This window comes from Pseudomonas sp. FW305-96 (assembly GCF_058783825.1).
Window position 1 is genome coordinate 147048 of the sequence record NZ_JBYSYW010000010.1, and the last position, 12778, is coordinate 159825.

At 63.4% G+C, this 12778-nt stretch carries 10 protein-coding genes; 6 read left to right on the forward strand and 4 right to left on the reverse strand.

The features are described from left to right. The first annotated feature begins 136 nt into the window (after nt 1-136). Nucleotides 137-838 carry a 4'-phosphopantetheinyl transferase family protein gene (locus AC3WL2_RS10595; RefSeq protein WP_102683606.1) on the forward strand — a complete coding sequence of 234 codons (702 nt, stop codon included), beginning with the start codon at nt 137-139 and terminating at the stop codon, nt 836-838. Here AC3WL2_RS10595 and AC3WL2_RS10600 read toward each other — a convergent pair. Both AC3WL2_RS10600 and AC3WL2_RS10605 read right to left on the reverse strand, forming a co-directional pair. Then, entirely contained in the window at nt 835-2439 is a 1605-nt protein-coding gene (locus AC3WL2_RS10600) for an ATP-binding protein (RefSeq protein WP_102683605.1), read from the reverse strand. The genes AC3WL2_RS10595 and AC3WL2_RS10600 overlap by 4 nt on opposite strands. After that, nucleotides 2436-3131, reverse strand: coding sequence for a response regulator (locus AC3WL2_RS10605; protein ID WP_102683604.1), 696 nt, complete (start codon nt 3129-3131; stop codon nt 2436-2438). Before AC3WL2_RS10605 ends, AC3WL2_RS10600 begins: the two co-directional genes overlap by 4 nt. A gap of 847 nt (nt 3132-3978) precedes the next feature. On the opposite strand from AC3WL2_RS10605, the gene AC3WL2_RS10610 reads away from it, so the two are divergent. The 4 genes from AC3WL2_RS10610 to AC3WL2_RS10625 all read left to right on the forward strand — a co-directional run bounded on the left by AC3WL2_RS10610 (nt 3979) and on the right by AC3WL2_RS10625 (nt 9895). Next, on the forward strand, nt 3979-6858 hold the full coding sequence (locus AC3WL2_RS10610) for a ribonucleoside-diphosphate reductase subunit alpha (protein ID WP_038706633.1): 2880 nt from the start codon (nt 3979-3981) through the stop codon (nt 6856-6858). A gap of 241 nt (nt 6859-7099) precedes the next feature. Then, complete coding sequence (locus AC3WL2_RS10615; protein WP_038706634.1) at nt 7100-8350, forward strand: ribonucleotide-diphosphate reductase subunit beta; 1251 nt, start codon at nt 7100-7102, stop codon at nt 8348-8350. Between the two features lie 383 nt (nt 8351-8733). Next, nucleotides 8734-8958 (forward strand): DUF2188 domain-containing protein, encoded by a 225-nt coding sequence (locus AC3WL2_RS10620; RefSeq protein ID WP_102685182.1) that lies wholly within the window; start codon nt 8734-8736, stop codon nt 8956-8958. A 397-nt stretch (nt 8959-9355) separates the two neighbouring features. Next, nucleotides 9356-9895 carry a BRO-N domain-containing protein gene (locus AC3WL2_RS10625; protein WP_102685183.1) on the forward strand — a complete coding sequence of 180 codons (540 nt, stop codon included), beginning with the start codon at nt 9356-9358 and terminating at the stop codon, nt 9893-9895. Nucleotides 9896-9934: 39 nt separating this feature from the next. Here the strand turns inward: AC3WL2_RS10625 and AC3WL2_RS10630 are convergent, their stop codons facing one another. Further along, nucleotides 9935-10255 (reverse strand): helix-turn-helix domain-containing protein, encoded by a 321-nt coding sequence (locus AC3WL2_RS10630; protein ID WP_023628809.1) that lies wholly within the window; start codon nt 10253-10255, stop codon nt 9935-9937. Between the two features lie 243 nt (nt 10256-10498). Next, nucleotides 10499-10969: a GNAT family N-acetyltransferase gene (locus AC3WL2_RS10635; protein ID WP_102685184.1), complete on the reverse strand. Its 471-nt coding sequence runs from the start codon at nt 10967-10969 to the stop codon at nt 10499-10501. 224 nt (nt 10970-11193) lie between these two features. Between AC3WL2_RS10635 and pdxR the strand changes: the two genes are divergently transcribed. Then, nucleotides 11194-12693: a MocR-like pyridoxine biosynthesis transcription factor PdxR gene (gene pdxR / locus AC3WL2_RS10640; RefSeq protein WP_102685185.1), complete on the forward strand. Its 1500-nt coding sequence runs from the start codon at nt 11194-11196 to the stop codon at nt 12691-12693. Nucleotides 12694-12778: the final 85 nt, after the last annotated feature.

Genomic DNA, 12778 nt, shown 5'->3' on the forward strand with positions numbered 1-12778 from the left:
CCCTTTCGCCGGCAAGCCGGCTCCCACAAAAGATGGCGACGCCCCCTGTGGGAGCCGGCTCGCCGGCGAAAGGGCTGCGCAGCAGCCCCAAAATCTGTGCTCCACCACCAGCCACCAGGCTGGCACAATACCCGCCATGAACAGACTCCCCACCTGCTGCGCCCCGCTCCAGCACCATTGGCCCCTGCCGCGCCCGGTCCCCGGCGCGGTGCTGGTCAGTTGTGCCTTCGACCCGGCCAAGCTCGCGCCCGATGACTACCAGCGCGCCGGCATCGAACAGACCGCCAGCCTGCAACGCTCGGTGGCCAAGCGCCAGGCCGAGTACCTGGCCGGTCGGGTCTGCGCCCGTGAGGCGCTACGGATACTCGACGGTCGCAGCTACGCTCCCGCCCCTCATGAAGACCGCTCGCCCATCTGGCCCGCCGGCATCCACGGCTCGATTACCCACGGCCAGGGCTGGGCCGCCGCCGTGGTGGCTACCGATGGCCAATGCCGCGGCCTGGGGCTGGACCAGGAAACCCTGCTCGGCGAAGACCGCGCCGAACGCCTGGCCGGGGAGATTCTCACCCCCGCGGAGCTGGAACGCCTGGATCGCAGCCAACAGGCCCTGGCCGTGACCCTGACCTTCTCGCTCAAGGAAAGCCTGTTCAAGACGCTCTACCCGCTGACGAAAAAGCGCTTCTACTTCGAGCATGCCGAACTGCTGGAATGGTCCAGCGACGGCCACGCCCGCCTGCGCTTGCTCACCGACCTGTCGGCCGAGTGGCGCCACGGTGTCGAACTCGATGGCCAGTTCTGCCTGCAGGACGGCCACCTACTCAGCCTGATCAGCGTTTAATCGCGTGGCTGCTCCCGCGGCCAGCTCAGGCTGAAACACGCCCCGCCCAGCTGCTCGCTGTGCCCGACCAGGGCGCGGCCGCCATGCCAGTAGATGATCCGCCGCACGATCGACAGCCCCAGGCCATGCCCGCCCGAGGCCCGGGTGCGACTGTCGTCGAGGCGGGTGAAGGGGGTGAAGATCCGGTGCCACACGCCCTCGGGAATCCCGGGCCCGTCGTCCTCCACATCGATGCGGCAACGTTGCTGTCCCAGGTGATAGCTCACGCGCACTTCGGACTCGGCATGGCGCATGGCATTGCGTACCAGGTTCTGCAGGGCCCGGTGCAGGTAGCGCGGCTCGGCCTCGACCCGGGCGTCGCCGCCGTCGAGCCCGTGGCATTCGCCGCGCACCACCCGCACCTCGGCGCGCAGCGGCGCCAGCTCCTCGATTACCCGCGCCAGCAGCTCGTCCAGGTCCACCACCTGGAAATGCAGGGCCGGCGCGCCCTGCTCCAGGCGGGCGTAGGTCAGCATCTCGTCGACCAGCTTGTCCAGGTCCTGGATATCGCCGTCCATGCCCGCCAGGTGCTTGGCCCGGGCAGCGTCGGTGCTGGCGCTCTCGATCATCTCCAGACCAAAGCGCAGCCGCGCCACCGGCGTGCGCAACTCGTGGGACACCGCCCGCACCAGTTCGCGCTGCATGGTCAATGAACGTTGCAGGTGCTCGGCCATGCCATTGAAGGCCTCGGCCAGGCGCCCCACCGAGTCGGCATCGCCGGCCGGCACCCGGGTGTCGAGGCTGCCCTGGGCGATGCGCGTGGCCGCCACCTCCAGGCCCGACACCCGCCGCTCCAGCTGGCGCACCAGCAGGTAGACCACCAGGCCGATCAGGCACAAGCCGAGAAAGGCGATGAGGATCAGCAACTGCGGCGGATAGGGGTTGAGCTGATACAGAGGGCCGATCTCCAGCACCCAGGGCGAGCCGGACAGCCCCGAGAACACGCGGATCGAATCGCCATCCCTGCCCAGGGCCATCACCGTGTCGCCCTCCTCCACCCGGCGACGCTGGTCGTCGTCCAGGGCGGCGCGCTCGATGCGCTGCAGGGCGATGTCGAAACCGAAACCCTTGCTCTGGCGCAGCTGCGCCAGGCGCGCCTGCTGCTCGGTCACCGGGTAGCGCACCAGCTCGTCGGCCAACAGGTAAAGGGTGGCGCGGGCCAGCTGCTCGCTGATCTGCTTGACCTCGGCCACCAGCAGCAGGTCCTCGTGGCCGACCCGGCGCAGCACCCGGGCAGCATGCGGGCCGGTCTTCTCCACCACCACCAGGTCGCGGTACAGCCGCGCCCGCTGCCCACCGTCGAGGGTAAAGGCCGACAGCGGCTGCAGGTCCAGCGGCACGCCGAGCAGGCGCTCCCAGATCACCAGCGAACGGGTGCGCTCCACCGCGTTCTGCTGCGCCAGGTTGTCGGCCATCAGGCTGAAGGTGCCCTGGGCCAGGCGCTCGCGGTGCTGGCCGGCGCGGATCTCGTTGAGCAGGTGCAGGCTCAGCACACCAAGCACGGCCACCAGCACCAGCACCGCGAGCATGCCGCCGTAGATGCGCAGGAAGATCGAGTTCATGGCGCCTCGCCGACGAACAGGTAGCCTTTGCTGCGCAGGGTCTTGATCAGCCGCGGGGTGATCGGGTCGTCGCCGATCTTGGGGCGGATCTTGGAGATGCGCACATCGATGGAGCGGTCCTGGCCGTCGTAGCCGACGCCGCGCAGCGAGGTGAAGATCTCCTCGCGGGACAGCACGCGCCCGGCGTTGCTGGCCAGCAGCCAGAGCAGGTCGAATTCGGCGCCGGTCAGCTCGACCAGCTGGCCATGCAGGCGCGCCTCGCGCTGGCGGCTGTCTATATGCAGGGGGCCGAAGGTCAGGTCCTGGCGGCGCTCCGGGGCGTCGCTGCGGCGCAGCAGGGCGTTGATACGCGCCAGCAGCACGCGCGGGCGCACCGGTTTGCATACGTAGTCGTCGGCGCCCAAGTCCAGGCCCTGGACCTGGTCGAGCTCGTCGCTGCGGGCGGTGAGCATGAGGATGGGGCCGGCGTACTGGCCGCGCACGCGGCGGCAAATGCTCAGGCCGTCTTCGCCGGGCAGCATCAGGTCGAGGATCACCAGGTCCGGCTGGCTGTCGATGATGCGCCGCGCGGCGCGGCCACCGTCGCCCTCCACCGCCACTTCGAAGCCGTTGGCCTGGAGGTATTCGGCAGTCAGTTCGGCCAGGCGCTGGTCGTCCTCGACGATCAGGATGCGGTTGATTGGCTGGTCCATGGCCTCCCCCTTGTGTGCTGGTCTTTTATTGTTGTTTTGCGTTGTCCGCAGCGGCCTCATCGCCGGCAAGCCGGCTCCCACAAAAGCCGCGCCGTACCTGTGGGAGCCGGCTTGCCGGCGATGAGGCCGGTGCAGGCAATGTAAATGCCTGATCCTACGGGTATTCCCTTTCACCAAAGCGCAACATCAGCCCCGGATACTACGTCCCGCCCCCACCCCTGCCAACCACCGCAAACAGCCCTCGACTGAACCGTTTTTTGTGATAGGGTGCGCGCCCTAAAAAATCTTCGCGGCGGCTTAGCACAGGCAAAAAATAGTGCAAACCTCTTGGGACAAGGCCTACAGCGAATACCCACGGATGACTCACAAAGTACCCACAAGTTATCCACAGGCGCCGACCTTGCAAAGCCCCCTGGACCGCATTATCTTGTATCCCTATCGCAACGAACCACTAGATATTGGGTTTTGCGCAAAATCACAAACACAAGTCAACAGGCAAATTCAAGCGAATTTTCTGGCTGAACTTAAGGTGATTTCAACAGCCAAACCGCTCCTGCGGAGGGCGACCGAGGCAAGCCGCAGACGGCCTTGTTCGGGTATGAGTGTTGCAGGCAAGGCCCGCACTCATCAGCAACAGATTTTGGGTACGCCCAGAACCTTTGACTTCGGCCAGGGAGCGGCAGGTTACTGCCCCTAATTCCTGAGTCTGTCCCGAAGTCGGTAAGCCCGAGCGGGCGGATGCGTGTGCTTCACGCGCATCCCCGCCCGGGCCATCGAGCAAGTGGACGGAACGGTGGCGCCCGACAACGGCGCCTGAACAAACTAGAAACTGTGGAGACACCCACCCATGCAAACCGACACAACTCGCGAGAACCCGCAGGCCAAGGCGCCTCAGGCCGCCGATTCGAACCAGGATCTGGCCGCCACCGCCCCTGGCCAACTGCGCGTGATCAAGCGTAACGGCACTGTCGTCCCCTACACCGACGACAAGATCACCGTTGCCATCACCAAGGCGTTCCTCGCAGTTGAAGGCGGCACCGCCGCCGCCTCGTCGCGCATCCACGACACCGTCGCGCGCCTGACCGAGCAGGTCACCGCCACGTTCAAGCGTCGCATGCCATCGGGTGGCACCATCCACATCGAAGAAATCCAGGACCAGGTCGAACTGGCCCTGATGCGCGCCGGCGAGCAGAAAGTCGCCCGTGACTACGTCATCTACCGCGACCAGCGTGCCAAGGAGCGTGCTACCCGCTCCAACGCCGACAGCGTGGTCGAGCCGCACCCAAGCATCCGCATCACCCTGGCCGACGGCAGCCTGGCGCCGCTGGACATGGCGCGCCTGAACACCATCATCAGCGAAGCCTGCGAAGGCTTGGCCGAAGTCGATGGCGAGCTGATCCAGCGCGAAACCCTGAAGAACCTGTACGACGGCGTCGCCCTGAAGGACGTCAACACCGCCCTGGTGATGACCGCCCGTACCCTGGTCGAGCGCGAGCCGAACTACTCGTTCGTCACCGCCCGCCTGCTGATGGACACCCTGCGCGCCGAAGGCCTGGGCTTCCTGAACGTCGCCGACAGCGCCACCCACCACGAGATGGCCGACCTGTACGCCAAGGCCCTGCCGGCCTACGTCGAGAAAGGCGTCGAGTTCGAACTGCTCGACCCAGCGCTGAAAGGCTACGACCTGGAGCGCATGGGCAAGGCGATCAACCACGAGCGCGACCAGCAGTTCACCTACCTGGGCCTGCAGACCCTGTACGACCGCTACTTCATCCACAAGGATGGCGTGCGCTTCGAGCTGCCGCAGGTGTTCTTCATGCGTGTGGCCATGGGCCTGGCGCTGGAAGAGAAAGACAAAGAAGCCCGTGCGATCGAGTTCTACAACCTGTTGTCGTCCTTCGACTACATGGCCTCGACCCCGACCCTGTTCAACGCCGGCACCCTGCGTCCGCAGCTGTCGAGCTGCTACCTGACCACCGTGCCGGACGACCTGTCGGGCATCTACCACGCGATCCACGACAACGCCATGCTGTCGAAATTCGCCGGTGGCCTGGGCAACGACTGGACCCCGGTGCGCGCCCTGGGCTCGTACATCAAGGGCACCAACGGCAAGTCGCAAGGCGTCGTGCCGTTCCTGAAAGTGGTCAACGACACCGCCGTGGCCGTGAACCAGGGTGGCAAGCGCAAGGGCGCCGTGTGTGCCTACCTGGAAACCTGGCACCTCGACATCGAAGAATTCATCGAGCTGCGCAAGAACACCGGTGATGACCGTCGTCGTACCCACGACATGAACACCGCCAACTGGATCCCCGACCTGTTCATGAAGCGCGTCTTCGATGACGGCAAGTGGACCCTGTTCTCGCCATCGGAAGTGCCTGATCTGCACGACCTGACCGGCAAGGCCTTCGAAGAGCGCTACGAGTACTACGAAGCCCTGACCGAGTACAACAAGATCAAGGTGTTCAAGACCATCCAGGCCAAAGACCTGTGGCGCAAGATGCTGTCGATGCTGTTCGAGACCGGCCACCCATGGCTGACCTTCAAGGACCCGTGCAACCTGCGCAGCCCGCAGCAGCACGTGGGCGTGGTCCACAGCTCGAACCTGTGCACCGAGATCACCCTGAACACCAACAAGGACGAGATCGCGGTCTGCAACCTGGGCTCGATCAACCTGCCGAACCACATCGTCGACGGCAAGCTGGACACCGCCAAGCTGCAACGCACCGTGAACACCGCCGTGCGCATGCTCGACAACGTGATCGACATCAACTACTACTCGGTGCCGCAAGCGCGTAACTCGAACTTCAAGCACCGCCCGGTCGGCCTGGGGATCATGGGCTTCCAGGACGCGCTGTACCTGCAGCACATCCCGTACGGCTCCGATGCTGCCGTCGAGTTCGCCGACAAGTCGATGGAAGCGGTCAGCTACTACGCGATCCAGGCTTCCTGCGACCTGGCCGACGAGCGCGGCGCCTACGAGACCTTCCAGGGTTCGCTGTGGTCCAAGGGCATCCTGCCGCTGGATTCGCAACAGATCCTGATCGAGGCCCGTGGCCAGAAGTACATCGACGTCGACCTGACCGAAAGCCTGGACTGGGCCCCGGTGCGCGAGCGTGTACAAAAAGGTATTCGTAACTCGAACATCATGGCCATCGCGCCGACCGCGACCATCGCCAACATCACCGGCGTATCGCAGTCCATCGAGCCGACCTACCAGAACCTGTACGTGAAATCGAACCTGTCGGGCGAGTTCACCGTGATCAACCCGTACCTGGTCCGCGACCTGAAGGCCCGCGGCCTGTGGGACTCGGTGATGATCAACGACCTGAAGTACTACGATGGTTCCGTGCAGCAGATCGAGCGTATCCCGCAAGAGCTGAAAGACCTGTACGCCACCGCGTTCGAAGTCGAGACCAAGTGGATCGTCGATGCCGCCTCCCGTCGCCAGAAGTGGATCGACCAGGCCCAGTCGCTGAACCTGTACATCGCCGGCGCTTCGGGCAAGAAGCTGGACGTGACCTACCGCATGGCCTGGTACCGTGGTCTGAAGACCACCTACTACCTCCGTGCCCTGGCCGCGACCAGCACCGAGAAGTCGACCATCAACACCGGCAAGCTCAACGCCGTGTCGAGCGGCGGCGACAGCGCCCCGGTCCAGGCCGCGGGCCCAGCCCCGGTACCGAAGGCCTGCGCCATCGACGAGCCGGATTGCGAAGCCTGCCAATAAGGCCTGCGCAGAGGCTACCCCCGGGTAGCCTCTTTTCTGCGCCACGGCGCAGAACCCTGTGGGAGCTGGCTTGCCAGCGATGAGGCCGGCACTGCCAGCACCTCCCCACAGCCAGACATAACAAGCCGGGGCCCAACGCCCCGGTCAGCCCTCCCCGGGCACTCCAGATTTGCGTGCACCGCACCGCAACCAAGATCCACCGGCCATACTCATTGATGGCCCTCAAGCAGGAGATCTCACCATGCTGAGCTGGGACGAATTCGATAAAGAAGACGGCGAAGTCGCCGCCAAAGGCAACACCGCCGCACAGGCCGCTGCCACCACCACCCTCGACAAGCTCGACAGCGCCGGCGGTGCCGCCGCCCTGGAAGCCCGCGCCGCCACCGCCGCCGACTCCGACGCCGTCAAGCGCGCCAAGGCTGCCCTGGACGCCCTGGACATCGCCGAAGGCCTGGCCGAGCTGGAAGGCTCCTCGGCCCGTGTCGCCGTTGACGAAAAGCGCATGATCAACTGCCGCGCCGACCTCAACCAGCTGGTCCCGTTCAAGTACGACTGGGCCTGGCAGAAGTATCTCGACGGCTGCGCCAACCACTGGATGCCGCAAGAGGTCAACATGACCGCCGACATCGCCCTGTGGAAGAGCATGGACGGCCTGACCGAAGACGAGCGCCGCATCGTGATGCGCAACCTCGGCTTCTTCTCCACCGCCGACTCGCTGGTTGCCAACAACCTGGCCCTGGCCGTGTACCGCCTGATCACCAACCCGGAGTGCCGCCAGTACATCCTGCGCCAGGCCTTCGAAGAGGCGATCCACACCCACGCCTACCAGTACTGCATCGAGTCGCTGGGCATGGATGAAGGCGAGATCTTCAACATGTACCACGAGATCCCATCGGTCGCGAAAAAAGCCGCCTGGGGCCTGAAGTACACCCGCGCCATCTCGGACCCGGAGTTCAACACCGGCACCGTCGAGACCGACAAAGAGCTGCTGCGCAACCTGATTGCTTACTACTGCGTCCTGGAAGGCATCTTCTTCTACTGCGGCTTCACCCAGATCCTGTCGATGGGCCGCCGCAACAAGATGACCGGCGTCGCCGAGCAGTTCCAGTACATCCTGCGTGACGAGTCCATGCACCTGAACTTCGGCATCGACGTGATCAACCAGATCAAGATCGAAAACCCGCACCTGTGGGATGCCGCGATGAAGGAAGAGGCTACCCAGATGATCCTGCAGGGTACCCAGCTGGAGATCGAATACGCCCGTGACACCATGCCACGCGGCGTGCTGGGCATGAACGCGGCGATGATGGAGGACTACCTCAAGTTCATTGCTAACCGTCGACTGACTCAGATTGGGTTGAAGGAAGAGTATCCGGGGACTACTAACCCGTTCCCTTGGATGAGCGAGATCATGGACTTGAAGAAGGAGAAGAACTTCTTTGAGACTCGTGTGATTGAGTATCAGACTGGTGGGGCGTTGAGCTGGGATTGATCATAGACGTAGGGGCCGGCGGCAATGCCGGCCCTTTTCATTGATCAGGGAGAAACCCTGAAAATAAAAAACCCACGCTAGCAAGAGGGACGGCGGCAACCGTCACAAACTAGCGTGGGTTCTTAACCGTACTGCTGAACGAAGCCCAGCGTACGGACCGTGACTGAAGTTTCCATATCACGAAGCATTGGGTAATGCGGGCCGTGATTATAGATGACTTACGGACGGTTTCAACGGCCTCATGTCGGAGACATGCCACCACCGGTCTTGGCAGCTACTTAGACTGCTTGGACTTCTGAAACCTGTAATCGGCTGGAGCGCCCACGCGATCCAGAATCAGTCATTTCATCGGGCTGAATGCCCATAATCATGGAGCTTTATCTATGAGTGGTAAAAATCAACATGTAGTACCTCATGATGGCGGATGGGCTGTACGCGGGGCAGGGAACTCCAAGGTAACGAAAGAGTTCGAGACGCAACGCGAAGCTATTGATTACGGGCGTGCAATAGCCCGTAATCAAGAAAGCGAGCTGCTTATCCATGGTCGTAATGGGCAAATCCGCGAACGCGATAGCCACGGAAACGACGACTACCCACCAAAGGGCTAACGCCTAGGGGCTCACGGATGAGCCCTCCCCTCCCCTCTATCTTCTGAAATCTCCTACAGCCTATTTGATTGACTGTAGCTTCCCCCATCCCTACCTTTGCGTACGGCGCCTAAGAAACGCCTCACGTAGCGGTCGTTCCGCCCCGACAGATGCGGTTTTTTTGTGCCCGTGGTCTAATCCTGCGCGCGAAAAACGTGTTATGTCGGGAGTGGACCAATACAAGACCCGAAAGGGAAATACGTCCGGCCTCTACGTGGGTTTTCTTAACTCCCGACACCCAGCCCTAAGAAAGCTGGCAATCACGTAGAGGTAAAGGAAATGCCTATCGAAACCGTTCGCAGGCCTTTCGCACATGCGTCCCGCCTATTCCACTCCCTCAGGACCAGGGAGGCCAGCCATGACTGACCTCCACGACTCCACCCTCTTCACCCGCCACAACCGCCCCCTCCACACCCTCTGGCTCGAATCCCAAGCCTGGTTCTGCGCTCACGAACTCGGCCGGATGACCGGGCGCTTCTTCGACGAACACTGCATCCGCAAGCTCGACCCCGACCAGCATCGCACCGTGCAGTTGCTGCGCTACGGCCAGTACGGCGAAACCACCATGGTCAGCGAGTCCGGGGCCTATACCCTGCTGGCCCATCATCACATTCCGGAAAACCGCCACCTGCGCCACTGGCTGACCCATGAGGTGGTGGCGGTGCTGCGCGATGGGCAGGACTCGGCGCTGGAAGACCTGCCGCGCCTGGGCAGGATGTGCTGGCCGGGTGGGCATACGGCGAGTCTGTTGTATTGGCAGAGTGAGCCTTGGGTACGGATGCGGGATATGCCGGTGGTGATGGCGGCGGAGTTGCCCGTGGTGGTGCCCGAGCAGCGCAAGCTGAGCTGGAAGGAATGTGCGCAGCGGGCGTTGCGGTTACATGGGGTTGGCGATTGAACCCTGCGATCCACTGAAAGGGCTGCCATGCAGCCCTGTTCAACCCTGCCCTGACTTCTTCCGGATGCGCTGGCGCTTGGCACCGAGCTCGTAGCGAGCAATGTCGGCTATGCACTCCACCCTCGGCAAAAACAGCGCCTCAAGCTCTTTTCTTCGGCCTAGAACCATCGCCACTCGAATCAGATTCTCAAAACCGACATTTCGTCCCGTTTCAAGGTTGGACACAGTATTGGTGCCGATGCCAGCCCGAGCAGCCACTTCCGCTTGCGACATCTGTTGAGCGAGCCGCTCGGTGCGCAAGCGCTCGCACAGCGCCCTCATGAGTTCACTGGGTTTGGTAAGACTTAAATCCAAATTCATGTGTGTTGTCTGAATAGATGGCAGTTAATACACAAAATATTGGATTAAGTATTCCTCTGCCAGGGAGGGATTCATCTTTCTGAATGGTCTGACAGCACCGTAAGACTCGGGCAGATTTCGAATGGGAATTTCTGATGCCTGGCCATGGGAGCGGCTGTGCGCCACAGGGACCTACACCGCGAAGCCAGTGCCACCCTTCGCGGGGCCAGCCCGCTCCCACGCCCTCATCTGCTCACTATGGACTTAGTGAGCAACATCCAACGACATCCGGTACTCGATCACCCCCGGCTTCTCGGCAATCCAGTCATACAACCGCTGCGCGGTCTTGTTGGTCTGCTGGGTATGCCAATACAACCGGTCGCACCGCTGCTGCCGGGCCTGGTCCTGGACGAACTCGATCAGCCGCTTGCCGATCATCCTCCCCCGCGCATTCGGCGACACGAACAGGTCTTCCAGGTAACAGAAATCATTGCGCCCCCAGGTCGAGCGGTGGAACACATAGTGAACGAAGCCGAAGATTTGCTCGCCGTCCGTGGCCACGGCGCAGTGCATGGGCTCGGCCGGGTCGAAGAAGCGGGCCCAGGTGCGCTCGGTGATGGTTTGGCCCAGATCCACTTGGTAGAAGGCCTGATATTGCGCCCAGTAGTCGGACCATGGCTGCAGGTCGGCTTGCTTCACTTCGCGTACGAAAACGGGCAGTTGGGTGGTGGTCATTGTTCAAACCCCTTTTGGACAACACAGCTGAATGAGTGAGGGGGCCGGCCTGTCCGCAGCGCTTGCCTTCCTTGGTGATTGCTTGCGGACCTGGGTTTTATAGCGGATAAATGGCTGGTTTTTACCTGCCAATTATTCGGTAGTTACCAGACCATTTTCAGGGGCGCGATCCGTCCCAGGATAGGCAGGCACCTTTCAAATCCACGCGCCAAGGACCCAGGCCAATGTTCAAACACGCCCAGCTGGAATCGGTAAAAGCCTGGCTAACGGATCCCCTCCATGGCGCACTGGCGCGGCATGTGCGCATCCAGCGGGCCATCCGCCAGTTGATCCTTGAGGGTGCCCTGCCGGTCGGCAAGCCGCTGCCGGCGTCGCGGTCGCTGGCCAGTTCGCTGGGCGTCTCGCGGGATACCGTGGAGTCGGCCTACAGCCAGTTGCACGCCGAGGGCTTTATCGAGCGGCGCGTAGGCAGCGGCAGCTTCGTGTCGCAACGGGCCCGCTGCGTGCCGTCGCGCAAGCGCCAGCGACCGGCACACAGCGAGGCCCCGGTGCAGTTGAGCCGCCGAGGTGAAGCGCTATTGCACAGCGGTGGCGTTCACAACTTCCAATCACCCCGCCCCTTCGCCCCGGGCGTGGCGGAAACCCGGCATTTCCCCCTGGCCGTCTGGGAGAAGCTGGAGCGGCAGGTGTACAAGGAATACGGCACCCGTGCCCTGGAACACAGCGAGCCACAGGGCATGCTCGCCTTGCGCAGTGCAATCGCCGACTACCTCAACCTCGAACGCGGCGCGCAGGCATCCGCTGACCGTATCCTGATCCTCACCAGCTCGCAGCAGGCCCTGGGCCTGTGCGCCCAGGTGCTCATGGACGCAGGCGACCGGGTACTGGTCGAGGACCCGCTGTACCAGGGCACCCGCAAGGCCATCAGTGCTGCCGGGCTGCAAGGCGTGCCGGTGCCGGTGGACGCGCACGGCTTGCAGGTGGATGGCATGGCCCAGCGGGCGCCGGATGCTCGGGCGCTGTTCCTCACGCCTTCGCACCAATACCCGACCGGCGCCACCCTGTCGCTGGACCGGCGCCTGCGGGCCATCGACTGGGCGCGCCAGCAGCAGGCGTGGATCATCGAGGACGACTACGACAGCGAATTCCACTACGCCGGCCGCCCCACCGCCTGCGTGCAGGGCCTGGATTCGCACGCGCGCACGCTGTACATCGGCACCTTCACCAAGTCGCTGGGCGCCGGGCTGCGCATCGGCTACCTGCTGCTGCCGCCCCAGCTCGTCACGCCGATGACCGCCGCGCGAACGTTGCAGGATGGCCACAACGCGTCCGTCGCCCAGCTGACCCTGGCCCGGTTCATGGAAGACGGCCACTTCAACGCCCATGTGCGGGCCATGCGCAGCCTCTATGCCGAGCGACGCGACGTACTGGCGGACCTGGTGCAGCGGCACCTGGGGGCGTTCCTGCGCCCACACGTGCCGGTGGGCGGGCTGCAGATGCCCTGCCACTTCGTTCAGGACTTGGCGGAAGACGCTGTGGTCAGGGCGGCACGCGGGGCGGGGATCGATCTGCTGGGGCTGGGCAGCTTGTATGCGCAGCCGAGGAACGATGCCGGCTTGCTGATGGGGTTTGCGGCACTGACGCCCCCTGAGATGAGGGAGGCGGTGGTGAAACTGGGGAAGGTGCTGGCAGGTTTGGTTACTTCGGGACGCTCGATTCGGTAGCCAGTTCTGCGCGAAACGAAATGTGGTAAACCAAACGCTGAAAACCGCCGCGAACACCAGGATCGGACAACGCCTATAATTCTTG

Excerpts from the sequence above, each read along its gene's own strand:
- AC3WL2_RS10595 (WP_102683606.1), top strand. The coding sequence starts at position 137 with ATGAACAGACTCCCCACCTGCTGCGCCCCGCTCCAGCACCATTGGCCC.
- AC3WL2_RS10610 (WP_038706633.1), top strand. The coding sequence starts at position 3,979 with ATGCAAACCGACACAACTCGCGAGAACCCGCAGGCCAAGGCGCCTCAG.
- AC3WL2_RS10605 (WP_102683604.1), bottom strand. The coding sequence starts at position 3,131 with ATGGACCAGCCAATCAACCGCATCCTGATCGTCGAGGACGACCAGCGC.
- AC3WL2_RS10600 (WP_102683605.1), bottom strand. The coding sequence starts at position 2,439 with ATGAACTCGATCTTCCTGCGCATCTACGGCGGCATGCTCGCGGTGCTG.
- AC3WL2_RS10630 (WP_023628809.1), bottom strand. The coding sequence starts at position 10,255 with ATGAATTTGGATTTAAGTCTTACCAAACCCAGTGAACTCATGAGGGCG.
- pdxR (WP_102685185.1), top strand. The coding sequence starts at position 11,194 with ATGTTCAAACACGCCCAGCTGGAATCGGTAAAAGCCTGGCTAACGGAT.
- AC3WL2_RS10625 (WP_102685183.1), top strand. The coding sequence starts at position 9,356 with ATGACTGACCTCCACGACTCCACCCTCTTCACCCGCCACAACCGCCCC.
- AC3WL2_RS10620 (WP_102685182.1), top strand. The coding sequence starts at position 8,734 with ATGAGTGGTAAAAATCAACATGTAGTACCTCATGATGGCGGATGGGCT.
- AC3WL2_RS10635 (WP_102685184.1), bottom strand. The coding sequence starts at position 10,969 with ATGACCACCACCCAACTGCCCGTTTTCGTACGCGAAGTGAAGCAAGCC.
- AC3WL2_RS10615 (WP_038706634.1), top strand. The coding sequence starts at position 7,100 with ATGCTGAGCTGGGACGAATTCGATAAAGAAGACGGCGAAGTCGCCGCC.